This window comes from Rhizobium sp. PL01, assembly GCF_033447125.1.
Taxonomy (GTDB): domain Bacteria; phylum Pseudomonadota; class Alphaproteobacteria; order Rhizobiales; family Rhizobiaceae; genus Pararhizobium.
In genome coordinates, this window is record NZ_JAWQUM010000009.1 from 154,211 (window position 1) to 179,026 (window position 24,816).

Annotated in this window: 28 protein-coding genes; 17 read left to right on the forward strand and 11 right to left on the reverse strand. The window is 60.0% G+C overall.

What is annotated here, in order from left to right; all coding sequences use genetic code 11:
• Positions 1-173 precede the first annotated feature (173 nt).
• Entirely contained in the window at positions 174-428 is a 255-nt protein-coding gene (locus tag R6X40_RS20960; protein WP_318415741.1) for a hypothetical protein, read from the forward strand.
• A 155-nt stretch (positions 429-583) separates the two neighbouring features.
• Positions 584-1,363, forward strand: coding sequence for an SDR family oxidoreductase (locus R6X40_RS20965; RefSeq protein WP_318415742.1), 780 nt, complete (start codon positions 584-586; stop codon positions 1,361-1,363).
• A gap of 60 nt (positions 1,364-1,423) precedes the next feature.
• On the opposite strand, the gene R6X40_RS20970 is transcribed toward R6X40_RS20965, so the two are convergent.
• Entirely contained in the window at positions 1,424-1,675 is a 252-nt protein-coding gene (locus R6X40_RS20970) for a DUF6894 family protein (protein ID WP_412178435.1), read from the reverse strand.
• Between the two features lie 153 nt (positions 1,676-1,828).
• Here R6X40_RS20970 and R6X40_RS20975 point away from each other — a divergent pair, with 153 nt between their 5' ends.
• A complete protein-coding gene (locus R6X40_RS20975) occupies positions 1,829-2,548 on the forward strand; it encodes a Crp/Fnr family transcriptional regulator (RefSeq protein WP_318416028.1) in 720 nt (239 codons plus the stop codon).
• A gap of 12 nt (positions 2,549-2,560) precedes the next feature.
• Here the strand turns inward: R6X40_RS20975 and R6X40_RS20980 are convergent, their stop codons facing one another.
• The 3 genes from R6X40_RS20980 to tauA are packed head-to-tail and all read right to left on the reverse strand — an operon-like array spanning position 2,561 to position 5,272.
• Positions 2,561-3,412 (reverse strand): ABC transporter permease subunit, encoded by an 852-nt coding sequence (locus tag R6X40_RS20980; RefSeq protein WP_318415744.1) that lies wholly within the window; start codon positions 3,410-3,412, stop codon positions 2,561-2,563.
• Positions 3,409-4,206, reverse strand: coding sequence for a taurine ABC transporter ATP-binding protein (locus R6X40_RS20985; protein ID WP_318415745.1), 798 nt, complete (start codon positions 4,204-4,206; stop codon positions 3,409-3,411). Before R6X40_RS20985 ends, R6X40_RS20980 begins: the two co-directional genes overlap by 4 nt.
• A 55-nt stretch (positions 4,207-4,261) precedes the next feature.
• Positions 4,262-5,272 (reverse strand): taurine ABC transporter substrate-binding protein, encoded by a 1,011-nt coding sequence (gene tauA, locus R6X40_RS20990; RefSeq protein ID WP_318415746.1) that lies wholly within the window; start codon positions 5,270-5,272, stop codon positions 4,262-4,264.
• Between the two features lie 218 nt (positions 5,273-5,490).
• Here tauA and R6X40_RS20995 point away from each other — a divergent pair, with 218 nt between their 5' ends.
• Positions 5,491-6,858 carry an LLM class flavin-dependent oxidoreductase gene (locus R6X40_RS20995; protein WP_318415747.1) on the forward strand — a complete coding sequence of 456 codons (1,368 nt, stop codon included), beginning with the start codon at positions 5,491-5,493 and terminating at the stop codon, positions 6,856-6,858.
• A 4-nt stretch (positions 6,859-6,862) separates the two neighbouring features.
• On the opposite strand, the gene R6X40_RS21000 is transcribed toward R6X40_RS20995, so the two are convergent.
• The 3 genes from R6X40_RS21000 to R6X40_RS21010 all read right to left on the reverse strand — a co-directional run bounded on the left by R6X40_RS21000 (position 6,863) and on the right by R6X40_RS21010 (position 9,525).
• A complete protein-coding gene (locus R6X40_RS21000; protein ID WP_318415748.1) occupies positions 6,863-7,516 on the reverse strand; it encodes a methionine ABC transporter permease in 654 nt (217 codons plus the stop codon).
• The gene (locus tag R6X40_RS21005; RefSeq protein ID WP_318415749.1) at positions 7,497-8,576 is read right to left on the reverse strand and encodes a methionine ABC transporter ATP-binding protein; all 1,080 of its coding nucleotides are present in this window, start codon (positions 8,574-8,576) and stop codon (positions 7,497-7,499) included. The genes R6X40_RS21000 and R6X40_RS21005 overlap by 20 nt, the downstream gene beginning before the upstream one ends.
• 115 nt (positions 8,577-8,691) lie before the next feature.
• Positions 8,692-9,525 carry a MetQ/NlpA family lipoprotein gene (locus tag R6X40_RS21010; protein WP_318415750.1) on the reverse strand — a complete coding sequence of 278 codons (834 nt, stop codon included), beginning with the start codon at positions 9,523-9,525 and terminating at the stop codon, positions 8,692-8,694.
• Positions 9,526-9,792: 267 nt separating this feature from the next.
• Between R6X40_RS21010 and R6X40_RS21015 the strand changes: the two genes are divergently transcribed.
• On the forward strand, positions 9,793-10,221 hold the full coding sequence (locus tag R6X40_RS21015) for an OsmC family protein (RefSeq protein ID WP_318415751.1): 429 nt from the start codon (positions 9,793-9,795) through the stop codon (positions 10,219-10,221).
• Between the two features lie 12 nt (positions 10,222-10,233).
• Here R6X40_RS21015 and R6X40_RS21020 read toward each other — a convergent pair whose 3' ends face one another.
• The gene (locus tag R6X40_RS21020) at positions 10,234-10,821 is read right to left on the reverse strand and encodes a DUF1349 domain-containing protein (protein ID WP_318415752.1); all 588 of its coding nucleotides are present in this window, start codon (positions 10,819-10,821) and stop codon (positions 10,234-10,236) included.
• Positions 10,822-11,017: 196 nt separating this feature from the next.
• Between R6X40_RS21020 and R6X40_RS21025 the strand changes: the two genes are divergently transcribed.
• The 6 genes from R6X40_RS21025 to R6X40_RS21050 all read left to right on the forward strand — a co-directional run bounded on the left by R6X40_RS21025 (position 11,018) and on the right by R6X40_RS21050 (position 17,322).
• Positions 11,018-12,325: a UDP-glucose/GDP-mannose dehydrogenase family protein gene (locus R6X40_RS21025; RefSeq protein ID WP_318415753.1), complete on the forward strand. Its 1,308-nt coding sequence runs from the start codon at positions 11,018-11,020 to the stop codon at positions 12,323-12,325.
• A 49-nt stretch (positions 12,326-12,374) separates the two neighbouring features.
• Positions 12,375-13,406, forward strand: coding sequence for an NAD-dependent epimerase (locus R6X40_RS21030; protein ID WP_318415754.1), 1,032 nt, complete (start codon positions 12,375-12,377; stop codon positions 13,404-13,406).
• Complete coding sequence (locus R6X40_RS21035) at positions 13,387-14,163, forward strand: metallophosphoesterase (protein ID WP_318415755.1); 777 nt, start codon at positions 13,387-13,389, stop codon at positions 14,161-14,163. Before R6X40_RS21030 ends, R6X40_RS21035 begins: the two co-directional genes overlap by 20 nt.
• A 301-nt stretch (positions 14,164-14,464) precedes the next feature.
• On the forward strand, positions 14,465-15,649 hold the full coding sequence (locus R6X40_RS21040) for a TMEM43 family protein (protein ID WP_318415756.1): 1,185 nt from the start codon (positions 14,465-14,467) through the stop codon (positions 15,647-15,649).
• Positions 15,650-15,803: 154 nt separating this feature from the next.
• On the forward strand, positions 15,804-16,592 hold the full coding sequence (locus R6X40_RS21045; protein ID WP_318415757.1) for a YdcF family protein: 789 nt from the start codon (positions 15,804-15,806) through the stop codon (positions 16,590-16,592).
• A gap of 94 nt (positions 16,593-16,686) precedes the next feature.
• Positions 16,687-17,322 (forward strand): trimeric intracellular cation channel family protein, encoded by a 636-nt coding sequence (locus R6X40_RS21050; RefSeq protein WP_318415758.1) that lies wholly within the window; start codon positions 16,687-16,689, stop codon positions 17,320-17,322.
• A 35-nt stretch (positions 17,323-17,357) separates the two neighbouring features.
• Here R6X40_RS21050 and irrA read toward each other — a convergent pair whose 3' ends face one another.
• Positions 17,358-17,777 carry an iron response transcriptional regulator IrrA gene (irrA, locus tag R6X40_RS21055; protein WP_318415759.1) on the reverse strand — a complete coding sequence of 140 codons (420 nt, stop codon included), beginning with the start codon at positions 17,775-17,777 and terminating at the stop codon, positions 17,358-17,360.
• A 320-nt stretch (positions 17,778-18,097) separates the two neighbouring features.
• Between irrA and fabA the strand changes: the two genes are divergently transcribed.
• The 6 genes from fabA to R6X40_RS21085 all read left to right on the forward strand — a co-directional run bounded on the left by fabA (position 18,098) and on the right by R6X40_RS21085 (position 23,356).
• Positions 18,098-18,613: a 3-hydroxyacyl-[acyl-carrier-protein] dehydratase FabA gene (fabA, locus tag R6X40_RS21060; protein WP_318415760.1), complete on the forward strand. Its 516-nt coding sequence runs from the start codon at positions 18,098-18,100 to the stop codon at positions 18,611-18,613.
• A gap of 47 nt (positions 18,614-18,660) precedes the next feature.
• Positions 18,661-19,884, forward strand: a complete 1,224-nt coding sequence (gene fabB, locus R6X40_RS21065; RefSeq protein ID WP_318415761.1) for a beta-ketoacyl-ACP synthase I — start codon at positions 18,661-18,663, stop codon at positions 19,882-19,884.
• A gap of 4 nt (positions 19,885-19,888) precedes the next feature.
• Complete coding sequence (fabI, locus tag R6X40_RS21070) at positions 19,889-20,695, forward strand: enoyl-ACP reductase FabI (protein ID WP_318415762.1); 807 nt, start codon at positions 19,889-19,891, stop codon at positions 20,693-20,695.
• A gap of 102 nt (positions 20,696-20,797) precedes the next feature.
• On the forward strand, positions 20,798-22,684 hold the full coding sequence (gene htpG, locus R6X40_RS21075) for a molecular chaperone HtpG (RefSeq protein ID WP_318415763.1): 1,887 nt from the start codon (positions 20,798-20,800) through the stop codon (positions 22,682-22,684).
• A gap of 91 nt (positions 22,685-22,775) precedes the next feature.
• On the forward strand, positions 22,776-22,958 hold the full coding sequence (locus R6X40_RS21080) for a type II toxin-antitoxin system HicA family toxin (RefSeq protein ID WP_318415764.1): 183 nt from the start codon (positions 22,776-22,778) through the stop codon (positions 22,956-22,958).
• A gap of 2 nt (positions 22,959-22,960) precedes the next feature.
• The gene (locus R6X40_RS21085; protein ID WP_318415765.1) at positions 22,961-23,356 is read left to right on the forward strand and encodes a type II toxin-antitoxin system HicB family antitoxin; all 396 of its coding nucleotides are present in this window, start codon (positions 22,961-22,963) and stop codon (positions 23,354-23,356) included.
• Between the two features lie 4 nt (positions 23,357-23,360).
• Here the strand turns inward: R6X40_RS21085 and R6X40_RS21090 are convergent, their stop codons facing one another.
• Entirely contained in the window at positions 23,361-23,600 is a 240-nt protein-coding gene (locus R6X40_RS21090; protein WP_318415766.1) for a hypothetical protein, read from the reverse strand.
• A 95-nt stretch (positions 23,601-23,695) separates the two neighbouring features.
• Positions 23,696-24,712, reverse strand: coding sequence for a class I SAM-dependent methyltransferase (locus tag R6X40_RS21095; RefSeq protein WP_318415767.1), 1,017 nt, complete (start codon positions 24,710-24,712; stop codon positions 23,696-23,698).
• Between the last annotated feature and the right edge of the window lie 104 nt (positions 24,713-24,816).

Below are 24,816 nucleotides of genomic sequence, written 5' to 3' on the forward strand. Positions count from 1 at the left end.
ACTGCTCAAGGGAATACGCCGCTCCCTGAAAAGGTTTGTTACGACTTACCAGGCGGCCTTTCCTGCCTTCCATCTCGTTTTTAGTCTGGCCGTTGTAATCTCCGCGTGACGTCAATTGTAGAATCAACTGGCGGCGCGATAAAGTTCGCCTGGAACCAGCAAGGGGCACATCGATGACCGATACGCAATTTCAAAAAGGACCTTCGACGTGGCGCATCGTTCTTGCTGCCATATTGGATTTCCTCACCGCATTTTTTGTATTGGGCTATCTGGTTGCTTCGCTTTTTGGCGGAAAAACTGAAGAAGGCTTCAATCTCCAGGGCGGCCCAGCATTGTTGATGATGGCGCTCGTCATTGCCTATTTCGTGGTTTTCAACAGGTTCCTTGGCGGCACGATCTGGAAGCGTATTCTGCGCGCGCAGCGCTGAATAACGGCCGCCGCTGCCCAAGCGCCGCCCGTACCTCCAATCAAGGCTACGCTCCAGTTTCGGCCGGGTTTGATCGATGTCCACGCCCATTGACTATGCACGCCCGAGCCTGTCCAACATTGCCTTTACCAAAGTAAGGCAATGTGGAGCAGACCATGAATCTCGGCATCAAAGACAAGCGGGCACTCGTTCTCGGCGGCAGCAAGGGGCTGGGGCATGGGATCGCCGAGGCGCTGGCGGCCGAAGGGGCCGTTGTCGCTCTGACGGGCCGCGATCAGGCGAAAGCAGCGCAGAGTGCGGCGCAAATCGGTGATTCGGCCAAGGGCTTTGCGCTTGATCTTGCAGACGCTGACGTCATCGATCCCTTTCTCGACCTGCTTGCGAGGGACTTCGGACAGATCGATATTCTCGTGCTGAACGGTGGTGGGCCGCCGCCAAGCCTTGCGGCGGAAATCGATCCGGCGTTCTGGCGCGCTCAGTTCGATACAATGGTGCTGGCGGGGATGCGGATCACCAACCGGTTGCTGCCGCCGATGCGGCAGAACGGCTGGGGCCGCATCATGGCTGTGGCCTCCACCAGCATTCGCGAACCCATCCCCGGCCTCACCGCCTCCAATGCGCTGCGTAGCGCCGTTGCCGGCTGGCTGAAGACGCTGGCGGGCGAAGTGGCGGGCGAAGGCGTGACCGTCAACATGCTTCTGCCCGGCCGACTGGCGACGGACAGGACGCTGAGCTTCGACCGGATGGATGCCGAAAGCGAGGGGCTTGATATCGAGACCGTTGCGGCACGCAGCCAGTCGGACATTCCGGTTGGCCGCTATGGTACTCCGGCCGAGTTCGGCGCAGCGGCGGCGTTTCTGGCCAGCCGGCAGGCCGGGTATATTACCGGCGTCGCCCTGCCGATCGACGGCGGGCTCAGCCGGGCGATGATCTAGAGCCAACGCTGCAAATGGCGTCTTCGCCATCCAGCGGCGGTTACCGGGAACGGCGCGCCTCTAGTCGGCGCGTTCCTCGTCGAACCAGGCATTGCTGAATGTCAGGTTGGCGATCGAAACAGCCCTACCGTTGTCGTCGCGAACGACGACGGATACGGCACCGTTTGGCTGCTCGGCGATTTCGTCCTGAACGACATCCAGCAGAATCCGGCTGACTTCCCGCGTGACGCTTTCACGCGTTGAAAGCTCCAACCCGCTTTCGTCGCGGGTTGCGCCGTCGCCATTGTGCAGATCGAAAAAATATCGGCTCATCATCTTCGCATCCCTTTGAATATCCAGGAATTCGCTGACGTGAAAATAGTTCCTGAAAACAAGGAGATTTGGTGCACATGTGTCAATGTTAAATGAGCCGCGGCCGTTTGTGGGATAGGTGGAGAGCCCATCCCTCACATGGCATGCCGCAAATTGATCGATTCCCTCCTTCTCAATCTTCAAAGCCATGATGTGGTGTCACCTCACGAGATAGCCTTGCTCAGAAACCTGATCTGGCGCGACCGGCGTTTCAAGGTGGACGAGGAGATCGTCGTCGAGGGATCGCGGCCGGGCTACAGCACGCTGCTGATCGATGGTTTTGCGGCACGCTACAAGTTCCTGGCCGATGGCACGCGCCAGATCACCGCCCTGCACATCTCCGGCGATTTCGTCGATCTGCATGCGTTTTTGCTGAAAACCATGGACCATGGCATTGTTGCCATGTCGCAATGCCATGTGGCGTTCGTTGAACACGGCGATCTCAAGGCGATTACCGAATCGCAACCGCATCTCAGCCGCCTGCTCTGGCTGGACACGCTGGTCGATGGCGCCATCCACCGGGAATGGATCGTGGCGATGGGCCGGCGTTCCAAGAAGGCGCACCTTGCCCATCTGGTCTGCGAACTGTTCATGCGATTGCAGGTCGTCGGCCGGACCACCGGCTACAGTTTCCATTTTCCACTGACCCAGGTGGAGCTGGCCGATGTGCTCGGCATATCGCTGGTGCACCTCAACAAAACCCTGCAGATCCTTCGCAAGGCCGAGCTGCTCACCTGGATCGGCCAGATGATCACCATTCTCGATTGGGCGCGCCTGCAGGACCTGGCGCAGTTCGACCCGACCTATCTCAGCCAGACGGTCGAGCCCCGGTAGCGAGCCTTCCGGCTATCGATGCGCGGCCCATGGCACGAACCAGCGCTCAAGCAACCGCGCTAGAATTTCGAACAGAAACGCAATGGCGGCAATCACGATAATGCCGGCAATCACGATGTCGGTGACGAGGAATTGCGCGGCCGACTGGATCATGAAACCGAGGCCGCGGCTTGCGGCCACCAGTTCTGCCGCCACCAGTGTCGACCAGCCAGCGCCGAGCGCGATGCGGGTTCCTGTGAGAATCGAAGGAATGGTGCTGGGCAGGATAACCTGAAGGAGGATTTGCACGCGGGTCGCGCCGAACGATCTTGCGGCATTGATGAAATCAGCAGGCGCGGATTTGACGCCCGCCGCCGTCGACAGGATGATCGGCGGCAGCATGGCCAGCGCGATGACGGTGATCTTCGAGGCCTCGCCGATGCCGATCCAGATGATGATCAGCGGCAGGTAGGCAAGCGGCGGTAGCGGCCGGAGGAACTCGACGACGGGATCGAGAATGCCTTTGCCGATACGGCTTGTGCCGATGGCAAGGCCTGCCGGAATGCCGATGATGAGGGCGACAGCAAGCGCTGCGAAAATGCGCAGCAGGCTGGCGAGCGTATGCTCGGCAAGCGTCGAATCGACGAAGCCATTGACCGCGACGGAATGGATCGCCTTCAGCACAATCAGAGGCGACGGCAAGAACAGCGGCGACACGACGCCATAGGCCGAGGCCAGGCCCCAGGCCGCGATGATAACGGCGATGGTCGCCAACGAGATCGGCAGAGTGCCAAGACTGCGCTTCTTGGGCTTTTGCGCTTCGATGGCGACATCTGCAGGCGCTGCGGGCGTGGTGGGTACGATAGCGCCGATATTGATAGTCATGCCGCGTCCTCCTCGGCGTCCGCATGGATGAGGCCGGTGAGGCCATCGTGAAGGCGCCGGTATTCCGGCGTCTCCTTGATGTCCTGCAGAGATTTCCCGCTGAGCAGCTGCCGGCCGAAGCTTGCCGGAATATCGGCGACGATGCGGCCGGGATTGGGCGCCAGCACGACGACGCGGGTGGCCAGCAGCATGGCTTCCTCGATACTGTGGGTGATGAGCAGCGCGCCGGTCTTGCTGTCCGACCAGACGGTGAGCAGGAATTGCTGCAGACGGGTCCGCGTCAGCGCATCGAGCGCGCCGAGCGGCTCGTCGAGCAGCAGGAAACGCGGTTCGGACGCCAGCGCGCGCGCGATGCCGACGCGCTGGCGCATACCGCCCGATAATTCCCAGATATTCTTGGCGCTGGCGTTTTCCAGACCGACCTTGACAAGCAGGTCATCGGCCCGCAGCCGGCGTTCACCCTTGGCGACCCCCTTGAGCTTCAGAGGAAAGGCCACATTGTCGCGAGCATTGAGCCAGGGGTAGAGCGCATCGTCCTGGAAGACGACGGCACGATCAGCGGCCGGGCCGGTAATGTCTGCCCCATCCACCGAGACGCGGCCGGATGTGGGTTTCAGGAAACCTGCAGCGAGATTGAGAAGGCTGGTCTTGCCGGAGCCGGAGCGACCTATGACTGCAATGAATTCATCGGATGCGAGATGCAACGTCACGCCGCCGAGCACCAGCCGCGGCTGACGGCTGTCGCGATCGGCGGGAAACGCCAGAGAGACGGATTGCAGCGACAGGACGCTCATGATCACACCGATGGTTGAGGCGCTGGATCCGCGTGGGGTTCCAGCGCCTTGCTTGTTAGAGACCGGCCTTGGCGGCTTCGACGACCCAGCGCGATGAGACGTAAGGCGCATAATCGGGGAGGACGGCCGGGATCTTGCCCTGTTCCAAGAGGAAGGCCGACGTTTCCGCCACGGCCTTTGCCGTACCGCCGCCGAGCAGATCTGCTCCGGCCTGCTCTTCCAGCGTCGGGAAGTGATAGCCTTTCAGAAGGAGCGGAACGTCTTCTACCTTTGCCCCGGTGAGCTTGGCAATCTTTGCTGCTTCCGGTGACGCTGCACTCCAGCTGTCCGGATTGGCGCGATAGGAGGCATAGGCCTTGCCGGTCACCTGAACGAAGCCGGTGACGATTTCCGGATGCTCTTCAGCAAATTTCTTGCTGACGATCCAGGCATCGAAGGTCGGGCCGCCCCATGCGGCGACATCCGCCGAGGTGGCAAGCACGCTACCGGTCTTCTTGAGTTCCGACAGGACCGGATCCCACACGTAAGCGCCATCGATATCGCCACGCGCCCAGGCCGCCGCGATTTCCGGCGGCCGCAGGTTGAGGATCTCGACCGACTTCGGATCGACCTTCCAGTGCTTCAGCGCCGTCAGCAGGCTGTAATGGGCAGTGGAGACGAACGGCGTGGCGATCTTCTTGCCGGCAAGGTCTTCCGGTTTGGTGACCCCCTTGACGGCCAACGCCTCGGCTTCCGAGATCAGGCCAACGACGAAAATCGTCTCGATCGGAATTTCCCGGCTGGCAGCAGCGGCCAGCGGCGACGAGCCGACATAACCGATATCGAGCGAGCCGGAAGCAATCGCGGTGATCACGTCGGCACCGCTGTCGAATTTCTGCCAGTTGATCTTGGCACCGGTCACCTTTTCATAGGTACCGTCGGCCTGCGGCACGCGTGACGGCTCGACGATCGGCTGGTAACCGATATTGACGTTGACGTCTGCGGCGTAGGAGAAATTGCTCTGCGTTGCAAAAGCGAGAACGGCTAAGGTCGCAGTTCCCAAAAGGCGGCGTCGGTTGATTGTCATGTCCTTCTCCCGGCAATGGTTCAATGGCATTCCGCGCCGAAGGCTCCGGGGGAATGGTGTTTAATCATTGTAAAATTCATAGAATTTATAGAGATAAAAAATTCCCGGATTTGCGATACTTGCATAATGCGAATCTAAATTAACGAAGGACTTGGGTCTTTTCGCCGGAATGATACGAAACAGAGAAAAGCGCGACCGAAAGACAGGGAAACGGCAGGATGAAGACAATGCAGATTTACGCCTTCGACATGAACAGTGTCGGGCACATCAATCATGGTCTGTGGGCCCATCCGCGCGATCAATCGATGCGCTATACCGATCTCGATTACTGGACGGATCTGGCCATGACAGCCGAACGCGGCAAGCTCGACGGGCTGTTCCTGGCGGATATTGTCGGGGTTTACGACGTCTACAAAGGCAGCCCGGCCCCGACGATCGAGACCGGCGCGCAGATCCCGGTCAACGATCCGCTCATCCCGATTTCAGCCATGGCGTTTGTCACCAAGCATCTGGGTTTCGGCGTCACCGTCAACACCACCTACGAGCCACCGTTTCTTCTGGCGCGGCGCATGTCGACATTGGATCACCTGACCAAAGGCCGGATCGGCTGGAATATCGTTACCGGTTATCTCGACAGTGCCGCCCGCAGCATGGGGCTGGAACTGCAACCGGATCATGATGCTCGCTACGATGCGGCGGAAGAATATCTCGAGATCCTCTACAAGCTCTGGGAAGGCAGCTGGGACGACGACGCGGTGCTGCGTGATAAGGCGGCGCGCATGTTTGCCGATCCATCCAAGGTGCGCGCCGTGAAGCATGACGGGCGTCACCACCGGATGGAGGGCATCCATCTCAGCGAGCCCTCGCCGCAGCGCACGCCGCTTTTGTTTCAGGCCGGGGCTTCGGCGCGGGGGCAGGATTTTGCCGGTAAACATGCGGAATGCGTCTTCATCGCCAGTGCCACACCACAGGCTGCCAGACCCATTGTCGAAGGCTTGCGCGGGAAAGCCGAAGAGTTCGGCCGGGGCCGAGATGCCTTGCGCATCCTCACTCTGTTGACGGTCGTTGTGGGACGAACGGAGAAGGAAGCGCAGGACAAGCTGGAAGACTATCGCAACCACGCAAGCACCGAAGCCTCGCTGGCACATTATTCCAGCTCCATTGGCATTGATCTATCAAAGTATGGGCTTGATGAGCCGATCGAACAGTTGACCACCAATGCCAACCAGTCGGCGCTGGCGGCAATCACCAGGCAAGCGGCCAAACCGGTGACGGTGCGGCAGATTACCGGGCAGATGCTGCTGGGAAGCCGGATGAAACCGGTGGTCGGTTCGCCGGAACAGATTGCCGATCATCTGCAGATGTGGATCGAGGAGGCTGGTATCGACGGTTTCAACCTCGCCCGAACCGTGGCGCCGGAGAGCCTGGCGGATTTCGTCGACATGGTCGTGCCGGTGCTGCAGGAGCGCGGCGTGTTCAAGACGGATTATGCTAAGGGACCGCTGCGGCAGAAACTGTTCGGCGGCGAAGATGGACGGTTGACCGCCTCGCACCCCGCCGCCGCTTTCAGGCACAAAAGAACTTAGCCGGCTACTTGTGGTCCAGCTTGGCGACAAGGCGGTCGCCAAGCCACTGGATGCCGCAGACCAGAACGATCAGCACGATCACCACGGCGATCATCACCGTTGTCTCGAACCGCTGGTAGCCGTAGCGGATGGCAAGATCGCCGAGGCCACCGGCCCCAATGGCGCCAGCCATGGCGGAGGCGCCAACCAGGGTCACCAGTGTCACCGTGAACCCGGAGATGATGCCCGGCAGCGCTTCCGGCACCAGCACTTCACGGATGATCGTCCAGCGATTGCCGCCCATGGCGCGCACGGCATCGATCAGGCCGCGATCGACCTCACGCAGCGACACTTCGGCGATGCGAGCGTAATAGGGCGTGGCGGCAATGGCCAGCGGCACGATCGCCGCCCAGGTGCCAAGCGCGGTGCCGACGATCAGGCGGGTCAGCGGGATCAGCGCGACGAGCAGGATGATGAAGGGCACGGAGCGGAAGCCATTGACGATGGCGCCGAGCACGCTGTTCAACCACGGCTTTTCGGCGATGCCCCCACGGCTGGTGGCGACCAGCGCCAGGCCGAGCGGCAGCCCAGCGACCAACGAAATAATGCCGGAGGCACCAGTCATCAGGATGGTTTCCCACAAGGAGCGGAAAAGCAGTTCAAGCATGATTGGCGTCATAACCAAGCACCTCCACCCGCGCACCGCGAGCTTTTAGAAAATTCTGGACCTTTTCCGGCAGCGCAGCATCGCGCGCGGGAACGGCAATGAAGAACCGCGCCACCGGCTGGTTCTGGATGTGATCGATGCCGCCATGGACGAGGCGGAAGGATTGCGGCAGCGCCTGTGAGAGATCGGCAAACAACGCACCTTGCGCAGCCGGACCGGCCATGTCGATGCTGAGGATCTGCTCGTCCCCCGCCACAGGAGACAGCCGCGCGGCAATATGTTCCGGCAGCTGCGGACGGATGCCGCTGAGCAGGCGCTGGGTGATTGGCGCCTGTGGATCGGCAAACACCGACCAGACCTGGCCCTCCTCGACGATGCGGCCGGCATCGATGACAGCGGCCCGGTCGGCAACACTGCGCACCACTTCCATCTCATGAGTGATCAGCAGGATGGTGAGGCCGAGCTTCTGGTTGATGTCCTTGAGCAGCGCCAGGATCGAGCGCGTTGTTTCCGGATCGAGCGCCGAGGTTGCCTCGTCCGACAGCAGAAGCGCCGGACGGGCAGCAAGAGCCCGGGCGATGCCGACGCGCTGCTTCTGGCCGCCGGAGAGCGAGGACGGATAGGCCTTGGCCTTGTCGGATAGCCCAACGAGATCGAGCAGTTCGGCAGCGCGCTTCAGGCGCTCGGCCTTGCCGAGACCCTCGATCTTCAGCGGTAACGCCACGTTTTCCTCGACGGTCTTTGCCGACAGGAGATTGAAGTGCTGGAAGATCATGCCGATGCGGCGGCGCAGCGGCTGCAGGTCCTTCTCGCTCAAGCCGGTAATGTTGCGGCCTTCGATATGGATTTCGCCGCTATCGGCCTGCTCCAGCCCGTTCAGGCAGCGGATCAGCGTCGACTTGCCGGCACCGCTTCGGCCGATAATGCCGAGGATTTCGCCCTTGCGCACCGTCAGCGACACGCCATCCAAAGCGGGCGTCGTGCCGAAGCGCCGCTTGACGTCGCTCAGCCGGACGATCTCGTCCGCCTGCACAGGCGACGCGGCCGCAGGCGCGGAAACAACAGAATTCATGCCTTGTCCTTCGTTTGGTTTCAGGCGTCTCTATAACGCCCAAGGCGGCCCTGGCAAACAAATGCCAGAGCCGCCCGGTTTCGCGTACCCCTTCGCTTAAAGGTACGAAAATGGATTAATAGGCGCTGATGCCGGTGCCCTTGTAGACCTTGTCAAACTCGGCCTTGACCGCATCGTTCTGGTAGGACGAAACCAGCGTCTTCACCCAGGCTTCGTTCTCAGTGCCAGCCTTGACCGCGATGAAGTTGCGGTAAGGGTTGTTGTCGATCTTTTCCTGGGCAATGCGGTCGTCAGCCGAGAGGCCGCTCTTCAATGCCCAGTCGGTGTTGACAACGGCACCATCGAGATCTTCGATCGCGCGGCCAACGACGCCGGCGTCGAGCTCCTTGATTTCGACATTCTTCGGGTTTTCAGCAATGTCGGCGATCGTCGCCAGGATGCCGGCGCCGTCCTTGAGCTTGATGATGCCCTCGTTCTGCAGGACGAGCAGTGCGCGGCCTTCGTTCGACGGATCATTCGGCACACCGATCACGGCGCCCTCAGGCAGTTCGGCCACGGACTTGAACTTCTTGGTGTAGAAGCCGATTGGCCAGACGCCGGTATAGCCGGCAATGACGATATGATAGCCGTGCTGCTGGATCTGGTTGTCGAGATAGGGCTGATGCTGGAAGGCGTTGGCATCGATTTCGCCGCGCTCCAGCGCTTCGTTCGGCTGTGTGTAATCGTTGAAAACGACGGTTTCGATCGTCAGGCCCTGCTTTGCAGCTTCTGCGGTGACAACGCGCCAGACATCCTCGTCCTCGCCGCTCATGATACCGACCTTGATAGACTTGTCCTCGGCAAAGCTGATGGACGGGGCAGTAAAGCTGGCGATCGTTGCTGCGGAAACAGCAAGAGCGGTCAGAACCGCACGGCGCGAAAGTGTGTGGAGGATTGTCTTTTTGGTCATTGTCAGTCCCGTCTTGTCAAATGAGGCGAAGCCCCGGTGTGGGATGGTTATCGCAAAATAGGATGCGCCGAGCGAAGCACGAACACCTCTTATCCGGCGATGGTCAGGAAAACTCTTGCGGATGTCGCGCCATTTGCGGACACAAATTTCCATAAAATCCGTAGACTACTTAATGCGGCAGATTTGATCGATCGCGGAGGTCAAAATTGCTTCCAACACAGGAAAATTGCGTATCAAATGAGCTGCATGTGACTTTAGGAGAGCAAAATGGCGGAATTGACGACGAAAACGAGGCCGACAGGCGCAACCGCTGTTCTCGCCCGGCATGGGTTTCCGCAGGTGACATCTGCGACCGGCGGCGAAATCCAGATCGTCACCGGGCCGTCGCAAGCCGGATTCAACCCGATCGACCTGCTTTATGGGTCGCTTTCGGCCTGCATGGCTATGAGTGCCCGGATTGCTGCCAGCCAGATGGGTGTGCTGGACAAGCTGACAGACATTCGCGCCGAGGTGACCGGCGAGAAATCTACCGAAGGCCTGTCGCGGGTGGTGAAATTCAATATCCTTCTAACGATCCGGGGCGACATCCATCCAGAGGTGCGGCATGCAATTGCGCTGGCTGCCGAAGAGGAAATCTGCACGGTCAGCAATACGCTTCGTGGCGGCGCAGATTTTTCGATGACCGTTCGCGACTGACGAGATCGCAACCTAATCGTGGTCCGCATCATGAAGCGCACGGCTGATCGGGGCACCGATAGCGATATCGCGGAACGTTGCCTCGAACCCCTCGCGTTCCGGCGAGCAAGCGGTGATCCCGAACCACGCATCCTCCGCCGAGAATGGGCAAAGCCGCGCCATCTGCCATGGCGCGTCCGCGTCAAACCGGAATTGTACGCGCACGGCCGCGTCATGGCGCGTCAACCGCACGAAAAGCGGCGCGGACGGCGAGACGCCCGGCAAAGGGATCACCGACCAGTCTGATACACCGCGCGTGACGACCACGCTGAAATGCATCAGCCCGTCGGTATATTCGATGCCGCATTTGATCCAGTTGCGCTCATCCAGCCGCAGCATCAGCCCGGCCTGATCATAGAGCGTTTCGTAGACACCGGTGATCGTCGCAGAGCCGGTGAAATCGCCGGAGACTGGGCGCAGATAGGCGTGACCGCTATCGCGATGGAAGCCGTAGAAGGTTTCCTGCCAGAAATCGGTTTTCGCATCCGTTTTCAGAACAAGCCCGGACGCATCCCCATGCCAGACAGCCGGTTCGTTGTGCCAGCAAAATGTCTCAGCCATATCTACTTTCCTTGTCGTATGTCACTCTTGCCGTGGCGGCAATCTAGTCATCGGCCGCTGGCTGGCAAGCCCGGTGGGGGGCTGGCATTTCACATCCGGCATTGGCAAGGCGCGTGTGTTTGACTATGGATGCCGCCAGACGCGCATGTGACGCTGGGCCGCGATGCGCTTGCACGATGACATTCTGGAGTGTGCCATGAAAATCACGATGATCGGTGCCGGTTATGTCGGACTTGTCTCCGGCGTTTGTTTTGCCGATTTCGGCCATGACGTTGTCTGTATCGACAAGGACGCAAGCAAGATCGAAGCGCTGCTGGCAGGCCGCATCCCGATCTTCGAACCCGGGCTCGAGCAATTGGTGGCCGACAACGTCAAGGACGGGCGGCTGAGGTTCACCACCGATCTCGCCACCAGCGTTGCACAGAGCGACGTGATCTTCATTGCTGTCGGCACGCCTTCACGGCGTGGCGACGGCCATGCCGACCTGTCCTATGTCTATGATGCCGCGCGCGAGATTGCCGCGCATGTGACCGGCTTCACCGTCATCGTTACCAAGTCGACCGTTCCGGTCGGCACCGGCGACGAGGTCGAGCGGATCATGCGGGAAACCAACCCCGATGCCGATATCGCCGTGGTCTCCAATCCGGAATTCCTGCGCGAAGGCGCCGCCATCGACGATTTCAAGCGGCCCGACCGCATCGTCATCGGGCTCGATGACGAGCGTGCACGTGGCGTGATGACGGAGGTCTACCGGCCGCTCTATCTCAACCAGTCGCCACTGCTCTTCACCACGCGCCGTACATCCGAGCTGATCAAGTATGCCGGCAATGCCTTCCTTGCGATGAAGATCACCTTCATCAACGAGATGGCGGACCTGTGCGAAAAGGTCGGCGCCAATGTGCAGGAAGTTGCGCGCGGCATCGGCCTCGACGGCCGCATCGGCGGCAAATTCCTCCATGCCGGTCCCGGCTATGGTGGCTCCTGCTTCCCGAAGGACACGCTGGCTCTGGTGAAAACCGCCCAGGACCATGATAGCCCGGTGCGCCTGATCGAGACGGTCGTCTCGGTCAACGATAACCGCAAGCGTGCCATGGGCCGCAAGGTAATCGCGGCTGCCGGCGGCGACGTGCGTGGCAAGAAGGTCGCCGTGCTCGGTCTCACCTTCAAGCCGAACACCGACGACATGCGCGATAGCCCGGCTATCGCCGTGATCCAGGCACTGACCGATGCAGGCGCTATCGTTACCGGCTATGATCCCGAGGGCATGGAGAACGCCAGGAAGGTGATCGACGGCATCACCTATGCCGAAAACCCCTACCAGGCGGCGGAGGGCGCAGATGCGCTGGTGATCGTCACCGAATGGAACGAATTCCGGGCGCTCAATCTCGACCGTCTGAAGACATTGATGAATACGCCGATCCTCGTCGATCTCAGAAACATCTATCAGTCCGATGAGGTCACGAAGCACGGCTTCGCCTATACAAGCATCGGCCGGCCGGAATAGCCGGCAAGAGGTTTCGATTCACGGCGGACAAGACAGGCAAGGAGCCGGCATGCGCTATCTGATCACGGGAACGGCAGGGTTCATCGGGTTTCATCTGGCCAAGCGGCTGTTGGACGATGGTCACTTCGTGACCGGCTTCGATGGAATGACGCCCTATTATGATGTCCGCCTGAAGGAACGGCGCCATGCTATCCTGGCACGGTCCAACGGTTTTCGTCCCGTGATCGGTATGCTGGAGGATAAGACTGCGCTGGAACGGGCCGCCGAGATCGGCGAACCGGATGTCATCGTTCATCTCGCAGCCCAGGCCGGTGTCCGCTACAGCCTTGAGAATCCCAAGGCCTATGTGGATTCCAACCTGATCGGCTCCTGGAACATGCTGGAACTGGCCAAGGCCGTGCAACCGAAGCATCTGCTGCTGGCCTCCACCTCGTCGATCTACGGCTCTAACGAGAAAATCCCGTTTGCCGAGACCGACCGGGCCGACGAGCCGATGACGCTTTACGCCGCGACGAAGAAGTCCGGCGAACTGATGGCGCACAGCTATGCGCATCTCTACAAGGTGCCGACGACGGCCTTCCGGTTTTTCACAGTCTACGGCCCCTGGGGGCGCCCGGACATGGCGCTGTTCAAATTCGTGGACTCTATCCTCAACGGCCGGCCAATCGAGATCTATGGCGAAGGCCGGATGAGCCGCGACTTCACCTATATCGACGATCTCGTCGAAGGCATCGTCCGATTGATGGGCGTTATTCCGGCGGAGGACAACCGCATCGAGGACATCGACACGCTGTCGCACCATGCGCCGTTCCGTGTCGTCAATGTTGGCGGCGGGCAGCCGGTCGAACTGATGCGTTTCGTCGAGACTGTGGAGGCAGCTGTCGGACATCAAGCGATCCGCACCATGCTGCCGATGCAGCAGGGCGATGTTCCCAGAACCTTCGCCGCACCTGATCTCTTAAACAGTCTGACTGGCTTCACGCCGTCCATCTCGGTGGAAGAAGGCGTGCGCCGCTTCGTCGAATGGTATCGCGCCGAGATGGTGGCGACAGGGGCGCCTGATGACCCGCGGCATCCTTGATTTTCTGCGTGGCGGCGCTCAGGCGCCATCGCCCAGACAAAGGCGGAAGCTCTTTTTCGAAAGGGCTCCGGACCATATCTATGCCGTCGGCGATGTGCACGGTTACGATGATACGCTGGGCAGACTGGAAGAGCTGATCGTCGCGGATGCTCGCGGGCGTGCCGGCACCAAGTGGCTGGTGATGCTTGGTGATTATGTAGATCGCGGCCCAAAATCGTCCGCAGTGCTTACCCGGCTGACGACGCAGCCCCTTGTCGGTATCCGCCGCATCTGCCTGTCCGGCAATCATGAAGCTGTGATGCTTGATTTCCTCGGCAATCCCTCCACGAATCATCAATGGTTGAGATTGGGCGGCCAGGAGACGCTGGCTTCCTATGGGCTGAACAGGCTTCCTGCGGACCGCGAGGAACAAAAAAAGCTGCTGCGGTCTCTCATTCCGGTCAAACACGTCGCCTTTCTCGAATCCCTGCCGTCGATGCTTCAGGTCCCCGGATATTGCTTTGTGCATGCGGGTTTGAAAAAGGGCGTGGCGCCCGCCGACCAGACGGACGCGGACCTCCTGTGGCTGCGCCCGCTGGCCTCAGACAACGCAGCCGCTGCCAACGGCTTGGTCACCGTGCACGGCCACACACCGGTGGCAAGTGTCGAGATCGGGGCGGGACGTATCAATGTCGATACCGGAATCTACATGAGCGGCATTCTGTCGGCCGTGCGTCTTTCCCGCCGCGAGCCGCCGGACATCATCCAGAGCCGCTGAACGCCTTCATCCAAGTTGAAACGTCAGAGCAACCCGCGGCCCCATCAGGGCGGAAAGACCGAACGTCCGGGGCGGACATCCGGTCGAGAACCGCCGGATCGCCGCAAGGTCTGAAATAGAAAACAACTCTGCCTTGAGAGAACGAATGCAGGGGAACCTGCACGAAGGCCCCAAAGAGTGTGCTCCGAGAGCAGGGATCGCTATATCTAATTTTACTGATTTTCTGATAGCACCTGTTTCAGCGAATAAGCGTGTCGAACCAAGCGTTAGACGGATGGGCACCAGCAGAGGGACGAGGGGCATGAGCTTTACCGAAACGACAAAAACGTCGTGGTTTTCACGGCTGAAAAGCGGTCTTGCCGGACTGTTGATCGGTCCCATTCTGGTGATCGGGATGATCTGGCTTCTGTCCTGGAACGAAGGCCGTTCTGTCCAGACTTATCGCGCGCTGATCGAGGGTGCTGGCATCGTCGTTTCGATCGAGAATGGCACCGTGGACCCGGCCAATGAAGGCAAGCTCATCCATGTTTCCGGTCCGGTTAAACCGGACGGAACGCCTGAAGACCCGATGCTGGGCGTCTCGGCAGATGGCGCTGCAGGTCTCAACCGTCAGGTCGAGATGTACCAGTGGATAGAAGACAGCAAGAGCGAGACCCAGAAGACGCTCGGCGGCGGCGAAGAAACCGTCACCACCTACAGCTACAAGAAGGAATGGCGGACGCAACCGGTCGATTCCTCCGATTTCAAACAGAGCGACCAGCACCAGAACCCCGAGATGCCGATCGAGGGTGACCGCTTCACCGTAGCGACAGCAACGCTTGGCGCCTTTACCGTCGATGGCAAGGCCGTCGCCGATCTCGGCACGGAAACGCCGGTCAAGCTTTCTCCCGAGGTCATCGGCCAGGTCACGGCTGCGATTGGCTCCGACAAGCCGGTCAATGCCAATGGCACCACCATCTACGTGTCGCAGAACCGCCAAAGCCCGGCCATCGGCGACCTGCGCATCAGCTTTAGCCGTGAAGACATTTCCGAAGCCAGCTTCGTTGGCGCCCAGAAGGGTGCAAACGTCACAGACTATAAAGCATCGAACGGCCGCGAACTGTTCCTGAGCGCTGCCGGAAAGGTCGATGCACCCCAGATGTTCGACGCCGCCCAAAGCGAGAACACCCTGATCACATGGCTCATTCGCGGCGGGGGACTGCTCGGCATGTTCATCGGCTTTGCCATGATGCTGTCGATCCTTAGCATCATCGCCGACGTCATTCCGTTCGTCGGCTCGATCGTCGGTTTCGGCACCTCGGTCATCGCCATCATCCTGACGCTGATCCTTGGACCGCTGGTCATCGCCATCGCCTGGATTGCCTACCGGCCGGTGCTGGCCATCGCCATTATTGCCGTCGGCATCCTGCTTGCCGCCGGACTGATCTATCTGAAGCGCAACAAGACAGTTGCAGTTCAAGCCCCACCGACGCTCGGCCGGGCCTGAAAGCGCGGACTGTTCATAACCCAAAAGGCCCGTGGCGGGTGACATGCCACGGGCCTTTTTCCATCCGCATTTGACTGCATTGGCCAATACCGGCTTAGGCTGCTAGGTTCGCCCTCCCCGATCACACCCCTTGGAAGAGACGGTAGCAGGCCTCATGTTTCTCGCGTCAAAACTGTTCTGGCTGCTTGCCCAGCCTCTATCGCTGATCTTCACTCTCCTGATCCTGAGCTTCCTTTTCGCTGCCGCCGGTTTCCGCAGGCTGTACCGGTTCCTGTCCGGGCTTGCCGCGACGTTGCTTTTCCTCACCCTGTTCACCAGTACCGGCGCCGTCATGCTTCAGGTGCTGGAAAACCGCATCCCAAGGCCCGCGAGCCTGCCGGCCGACCTTTCCTGCATCATCATTCTTGGCGGCGCCTTTGAAAACGAGGTGATTGCCAAGCGGGGCGGCATCGAGCTCAACCAGGCCGCGGACAGGTTCATCGAGGGCCTGAAGCTCGCCCAGTCCTACCCATCGGCGCGCATTCTGATCTCAGGCGGCGACGGCTCGTTTAGCGGGCAATATGATGGCGACGCGCAGACATCCGAAACATTCTTCTCGACCTTCGGCATCGCCCCCGAACGGCTGATCCGCGAAGACCAGTCACGCACGACCTTCGAGAATGCTGCCAATACGAAGCAACTGCTTGAAGCGAACGGGTTGTCGAACTGCGCCCTCATCACCTCGGCCTTCCACATGCCGCGATCCGTCGGGCTGTTTCGCAAGCTCGGCATTGCCGTCACGCCATGGCCGGTGGATTACCGCACCAGTGGCGATGCGACCCTTGGACCCGATTTCAGCCAGCCCTCGCTAAACGCACAGCTGACGACAACGGCGATGCGGGAATGGACAGGTCTCGTCGCCTATTTCATCAGCGGGCGGACGCACGTTCTCTTTCCGCAATAGTCAAGAGACTTGCTTTCAGGCCTGCCGTTGACGCGAGTGCACCATTGTGGTCCTTCTCCATTTGTTTGGTGGCCAGATTTCTGGCGGGGGAAAAATGCCGATCCTGGAAATTCTCGACTATGCCGGAGTGGCGGTTTTCGCAGCGACAGGGGCGCTGGCTGCCTCGCGCAAGCAGCTGGATATCATCGGCTATATTTTCCTCGCCTCAGTCACCGGCATTGGCGGCGGTACCCTGCGTGACATCATCCTCGGCGCGACCCCCGTCTTCTGGGTTACCAATCCAATTTATCTGCTCGTCTGCGGCTGCATGGGCCTTCTGGTGTTCTTCTCGGCCCATATGATGGAATCGCGCTACAAGTTCCTGATCTGGCTCGATGCCATCGGGCTTTCGGCATATAGCGTCATGGGGGCTGCCAAGGGATTGGCTGCGACGGGATCACCTCTCGTTGCCCTTGTTACCGGCATGCTGACCGCAACTTTCGGCGGCATCCTGCGCGATCTGCTGGCGGGCGAACCCTCGGTGCTGCTGCGGCCTGAAATCTATGTGACCGCCGCACTGGCGGGTGCGGGTGTCTTCACAGGCGCCACCTGGTTCGGAGCCCCGCTGCTCATCGCATCAAGCCTCGGCGTGATGACAGCTTTTGCAGTGCGCGGTGGTGCATTGAAATACGGCTGGACGCTACCGACAGGCGATCCGAGGCCCGGCCGTCATCCCGACGACGTGATGTAACATGTCATCGACGATACGTAATGTAGAGAAAAGGATCAGCTGCGCTTGCGGCGCAGACGGATGATGACGTCGACATGGGCGATTTCCATGCCTTCCGGAGGCTCCGGCAGGTTGCCGATCGTCAGGCTGTTGACCGGAATGTCCAGCACTTCATTGTGACCTTCGACGAAGAAATGGTGATGATCGGACACGTTGGTATCGAAATAAGTCTTGGCGCTCTCCACGGCCAAGACACGGATCATGCCGGCTTCGGTAAACTGGTGCAGCGTATTATAGACAGTGGCCAGCGACACCGGAACACCGGCGGTCACCGCTTCCTCATGCAATTCCTCGACCGTCAGGTGGCGATCGCCCTTGGCAAAGATCAGGTCGGCAAGCGCCATACGCTGGCGCGTCGGCCTGAGGCCGGAGCGGCGCAGGCGTTCTTCCGAACAGATCTCGATGGCAGTCGTCATACGGACAGATCCAGATTTCCAAGCTATTGCAGAACACACTTCCAGAGCCGATATAACTTTTGCAGAGAATGCTTTCAATAGTGCGCAAGCTCCCTCAAGGCATCATGACGGTAAAAACCGCCTGATTCTTGGGGCAAAAGCCAATTATCTCTGGCCGTTGCAGCAGCCATCATGTATGCGACGGCGGAAATAGGCCTTGTGCTTGGCCGGACAGGAAGATGCGAAATGGTGAGGTTCGGTTATGCCGGAGCTTCAATTCGTGCCCATCTTGCTCTAAACCAAGTCAACCAAAAACGGATGTAGCGGGGAAACGACAGTTCATGACGACCAGACAATCCAGCTTCAATTATGAAGAGATCCTGAAATGCGGTCGCGGCGAGTTGTTCGGACCGGGCAATGCCCAGCTGCCCCTGCCTCCGATGCTGATGGTTCACCGCATTACCGACATCTCCGAAACCGGCGGTGCATTCGACAAGGGTTACATACGCGCCGAATATGACGTGCGTCCCGACGACTGGTATTTTCCTTGCCATTTCCAGGGCAATCCGATCATGCCGGGCTGCCTTGGCCTTGATGGCATGTGGCAGCTGACGGGCTTCTTCCTCGGCTGGCTCGGAGAGCCGGGCCGCGGCATGGCGCTCTCGACTGGCGAAGTGAAATTCAAGGGCATGATCCGCCCGGAAACCAAGCTTCTCGAATATGGCATCGACTTCAAGCGCGTCATGCGCGGCCGCCTTGTGCTTGGCACGGCCGATGGCTGGCTGAAGGCCGATGGCGAAACCATCTATCAGGCGAGCGACCTTCGTGTCGGTTTGTCGAAAGAAAAAGCTGCCTGAACCGCGGCATAGCCGCACTCAGCTAGATTAAAGAAGAGGTCATCCACATGAGACGGGTTGTTGTCACGGGTCTGGGCATTGTTTCCTCGATCGGAAATGATGCGCAGGAAGTCACCACGTCGCTGCGTGAAGCAAAGTCCGGCATTTCGTTTTCCAACGATTTTGCCGAGCATGGCTTCAAGTGCCAGGTCTGGGGTGCACCCAAGCTTGACACGACCGAGCTTGTCGATCGCCGCGCCGCCCGCTTCCTGTCGCAAGGCGGCATGTGGAACCACGTTGCGATGAAGCAGGCGATTGCCGATTCAGGTCTTGAAGACAAGGATATCGGCGGCAATGAACGTACCGGCATCATCATGGGTTCGGGCGGTCCGTCCACCCGCACGCTGATTGACGCGGCTGAAATCACGCTGAAGAACAACAGCCCCAAGCGCATCGGCCCGTTTGCCGTGCCGAAAGCAATGTCTTCGACTGCATCGGCGACACTTGCCACATGGTTCAAGATCCACGGCGTCAACTACTCGATCTCGTCGGCCTGCTCAACCTCGGCACATTGCATCGGCAACGCCATGGAAATGATCCAGTGGGGCAAGCAGGACGTGATGTTTGCCGGTGGTCATGAAGACCTCGACTGGACCATGTCGAACCTGTTCGACGCCATGGGTGCGATGTCTTCCAAGTACAACGATACACCATCGACCGCTTCGCGCGCCTATGACGTTTCCCGTGACGGCTTCGTCATTGCTGGTGGTGCTGGCGTTCTGGTTCTGGAAGAACTGGAACATGCCAAGGCCCGCGGCGCCAAGATCTACGCTGAAATCACCGGCTATGGCGCGACCTCGGACGGCTATGACATGGTTGCTCCATCAGGCGAAGGTGCTATCCGCTGCATGCGTCAGGCACTGGCGACGGTGAAGGGCGAAGTCGACTACGTCAACACGCACGGCACATCGACGCCGGTTGGCGATTCGAAGGAAATCGGCGCCATCCGCGAAGTCTTCGGCAACAAGATTCCCCCCATCCAGTCGACCAAGTCGCTCACCGGTCATTCGCTGGGTGCGGCGGGCGTGCAGGAATCGATCTACGGCCTGTTGATGATGCAGGCCGGCTTTATCGGCGAAAGCGCCCATATCACCGAACTCGACCCGGAATTCGACGGCGTGCCGATCGTGCGCAAGCGCATCGACAATGCCAAGATCGATACCGTTCTGTCGAACTCCTTCGGCTTCGGCGGCACCAATGCCACGCTCGTTTTCCAGCGCCACAACGGATAAATCCATGACCGGTATCATGAACGGAAAACGCGGTCTCATCATGGGGGTGGCCAACAGCCACTCCATCGCATGGGGCATCGCGCAGAAGCTGGCTGGCCAAGGTGCGGAACTCGCCTTCACCTACCAGGGCGAAGCGCTCGGCAAGCGCGTGAAGCCGCTCGCCGCCGAACTCGGCTCCGACTTCGTCATCCCCTGCGATGTCGAGGATATCGCTTCGGTGGATTCGACCTTTGACGCGATCAAGGAAAAATGGGGCAAGCTCGATTTCGTCGTGCACGCCATCGGCTTTTCCGACAAGAACGAGCTGAAGGGCCTTTACGCCGATACGTCGCGTGACAATTTCAGCCGCACCATGGTCATCTCCTGCTTTTCCTTCACGGAGATCGCCAAGCGCGCCGCAGACTTGATGAACGAAGGCGGCGCAATGCTGACGCTGACCTATGGCGGCTCCACCCGCATCATGCCGAACTACAACGTCATGGGTGTCGCAAAAGCCGCCCTGGAAGCGTCCGTGCGCTATCTTGCTGGCGACTACGGCCCGCGCGGCATCCGCGTCAACGCCATCTCCGCTGGCCCGATCCGCACGCTCGCTGGCGCCGGCATTTCCGATGCCCGTGCCATGCTCTCCTGGCAGCAGAAGAACGCCCCGCTCCGCCGCACCGTCACCATCGAGGATGTCGGCAACTCGGCGCTCTACCTTCTGTCTGGTCTCTCGAGCGGCGTCACCGGCGAAATCCACTATGTGGACTCCGGCTACAACATCACCTCGATGCCAGCGCTCGATACATTGGCCAAGGCGGATTCGGAGTAAAATCCGGACCGCCATCCCTTTCCGTGCCTCTTGAATTTTGCATCTGCACTTGCCAGTTCAGAGCGCGCAAACCATCCAGAATCACGTTGAGGCACAATTCGCATGAGCAATGCTGCTGAAAAACCCATCGAAAATCACGTCTTCGAAGCCGATGTCGCACGCCTGCTGCATCTAATGGTGCACTCGGTCTATTCCGACAAGGACGTATTCCTGCGGGAGCTGATCTCCAATGCCGCCGATGCCTGCGAGAAGCTGCGCTATGAGGCCATCAGCGCGCCTGAGTTGCTTCTGGACGATCCGACACCACGTATCACCCTGACGCTCGATGCCGACGCCAATCAGCTCATCGTCGAAGATAACGGCATCGGTATGAGCCGTGACGACATGGTCGAGGCGCTCGGCACCATCGCCCGTTCCGGCACACGCGCCTTTATGGAGCGCGTCGAGGCGGCAAAGGCTGGCGAAGGCGCCCAGCTGATCGGACAGTTCGGCGTCGGCTTCTATTCAGCCTTCATGGTCGCAGACAAGGTCGATGTCATCTCGCGCCGCGCCGGTAGCGCCCATGCCTGGCTCTGGTCGTCAGACGGCAAGGGCAGCTATACCGTCTCCGAGGCCGATCTGACGGATGCCCCGGCACGCGGCACCCGCATTACCATGCATCTGATGGACGACGCCAAGAGCTACACATCCAAATGGAGCGTACAGAAGATCGTCAAGGATCAGTCCGGCCACGTGCCGGTGCCGATCGACCTGATCGAGAAGCCCGGCGCGGACGCCGAGCGCATCGGCGACGGCACAGCTTTGTGGACGAAAGCCCGTAACGAGATCACCAAGGAAGAATACGCCGATTTCTATCGCGGCGTTTCCGGCCACTACGATGAACCGGCTTTGACCGTGCATTTCCGCGCCGAAGGCAGGCATGAATATACCGGCCTTGCGTTCGTGCCGGAATCCAAGCCGATGGACATGTTCGATCCTTCCGCCAAGGGCCGCATGAAGCTCTACGTCAAGCGCGTCTTCATCACCGACGATGCCGAGCTTCTGCCACGCTATCTGCGCTTCGTGCGCGGCCTTGTCGACACATCCGACCTGCCGCTCAACGTTTCGCGCGAGATGATCCAGGAAAGCCCGACCCTTGCCGCCATTCGCAAGGGCCTGACCAACCGCGTGCTGACCGCCATCGAGAAGCTGGCCGACAGTGATACCGATGCCTTTGCCAAGCTCTGGGACGCCTTTGGTGCCGTGCTGAAAGAGGGCATTTACGACGATTTCGAGCGCAAGGCACAGCTGATCGCCCTGTCGCGCTTCCGCACCACCGCCTCCGATGAAGCGACCCGCTCGCTTGCCGATTACGTCAAGGATATGAAGGACGCGCAGGCGGCGATTTATTATCTGACAGGCGACAATCTCGATCGGTTGAAGGCCTCGCCGCAGCTTGAAGGATTCCGCGCCCGCGGGATCGAGGTTCTGTTGCTGACCGATTCCGTCGACAGCTTCTGGGTCACCGGCGCGCCGGATTTCGAGGGCAAGCCGTTCAAGTCGATCACGCAGGGGGCTGCCGATCTGACGCAGGTGCCGACAGCCGATGGCGAAACGCCGGCCCCGCCGGAAACGTCTGAAGCCGTCACAGGTTTCATCGCTTTTGCCAAGACGACACTCGGCGATGCGGTATCGGACGTGCGGGCATCCGACCGCCTGACGGAAAGCGCTGTCTGCCTGGTGGCACCGGAACAGGGTTATGACCGTCAGTTGGAGAAGCTGCTGCAGGGATCCGGCAGATTGGACATGATCGCCAAGCCTGTTCTCGAGATCAATCCGGGCCACGGTCTGATCTCGGCGCTTGCCTCTGGCGGCAGCGACGAATTTCGCGCGGATGCCGTCCAGCTCCTGCTCGACCAGGCACGCGTCCTCGACGGCGACAAGCCCCAGGACCCACGCGCCTTCGCTGAGCGCTTGTCACGGTTGTTCGAGCGGGCTTTGAAGGGCTAATTCATCTGCGCTTCGGCGTGATCCCAGAAATATTGCATTGAGGCCCAATACGCATTATATTGCGCATTGGGCCTTGTTGGATTGTGCGAGGATGGAACGGGACAGCAAAGCGATTATCAAGCGCCTCAAGACGGATGGATTTGAAATCGTGTCCATTAGTGGTTCACATCACAAACTTCGCAAGGGCTCGAATACAATTATCGTGCCGCATCCGAAAAAGGATCTGCCGACAGGGACCGCGCGTGCCATCGCAAAACAGGCTGGATGGATTTGACCATGAAACATTTCATCGCTCTCGTTCATAAAGAGAAGGACAGCGCCTATGGCGTGCGGTTTCCGGACCTGCCGGATGTTTTCTCCGCCGCCGATGAAGAAGAGGATTTGACCGCAAACGCGGTGGAGGCAATCCGGTTGTGGGCCGAGGACCAGCCGGTCCCTGTCCCCTCCTCGCATGACGAGATCATGCGCCGGGAGGAAATTCGCGAGGAACTGGCCGCGGGCGCCTTCCTGATGCGCGTTGCCTTTATAGAGGACAGCACCCGGATCGTGCGCGCCAATGTCACCTTCGAAAAGGGGATGCTGGACGCTATCGACATGGCTGCCCGCGAACGGGGCCTGACACGCTCGGCTTTTCTTGCCAGCTGTGCCCGTAAGGAAATCGAAGCCGCCTGAAGGCTCAGGCGGCCCACCAGACCACGAGCAGTATGGCCAGGACCGCGACAGCAAAGATGCCGAACAGCGTCATCTGCTTGCGGGTATTGCCCAGAACCGCGGGATCGACAGGCGCGCGGCCGGTCTGGAAGGCCAGAGGCACCTCCGAAGCACCGCTCTTGCCTTCTCCACTCTTGATATCTTTGACGATGACTTCAGCGACGCCCTCTGAGACGGGCGGGCGGTGTCCATAGCTAGAAACCATTGGCACACTCCATCGATGCCTGCGCGATATCACGCAAGTGCGAAAGCTAAAGGTGTACCCGTTTCGTCAATAAAGCAATTGCAAAAGCAAGCGCCTCAGCGCTTGCCCCAGAGCACCTTGAACCGCGCATTGCGGCAGGTCTCGCCCCATTCCTTGAAGGTCTCGGGCATCACGGTCTCATAGGGCAGGCCGCGATTGGCGACCAGCATGAGCCGTCCCCCGATCTTCAGCGCCTTGGCCGCGGCCTTGATCATCGCAGCGCCCAGTGCCGGATCGGCAGCCTGCGTCTCGTGGAACGGCGGGTTCATGACGATCAGGTCGTACTTGTCGCGGGTTTCTTCCGAGGTCAGGTCCTGCCAGAAGAAACGGGTCGGCACGTTCGGGCAATTGGCCTTCAGGTTCGCCCGGGCGGCTTCCAGCGAATGATAATCGGCTTCGAACAGATCGATACCCTTCAGGTTCGGTGCCTTCTCGGCCAGCATGACCGACAGATAGCCCCAGCCAGCGCCGAAATCGGCGGCATGGCCCTTGAAGTCGTCGGGAAGGCGCGAGGCGAGAAGCTCGGAGCCGGCATCGATCCGCTCATGCGAGAACATGCCAGGTGCGGCCTCGAAGCGGCCTTCGACACGAACCGGCTTCTTGGAAAATTTGGCGACGACATCGCTGGCGTCTTCCGGACGGCCGAACCAGAAGGCGATGCCATGGTATTTCGGCAGGCTATCGCCACCCCAGCCGAGCTGGTTGACGCGCTTGCGCAGCGACTGGATGCCATCATCCTTGCCGCCGGCGACAACGATCAGGCCGCCGACCTTGACGCGCTTCAGCGCTTCCGCGATCCGGTCCTCGTTCTCGCCCTTGTGCTTGCCGCAGAGGATAAGCGCTGCATCATAGTCCTCGCCCTCGATCAACGGCGTCACGGCGACCTTGGCGGCCTCCAGAGCCTTGTACAGTGGCTTTGCGGCCTGAACGGCGGCAATCGAGCCTGCAAACTCCGCCGGCAGCCGGTAGCCAGCCTCGGCACCAAGAAACAGAACACGCTCACCTTCGGCAGGCGAAGGAACGACGCCAGTCTCGAAGGGATGGAAAAGGGTCTTCAGCGTGTCACGGCTCATGGTCGGTGGTCCTCAAGTTTGCCTGGAAAAAGCGGGAAACGATTTTCCCGAAAAGACAAACGATAGCAAAGGGAGCGAGAAACATCCGGTTCGGACGGCTCTCA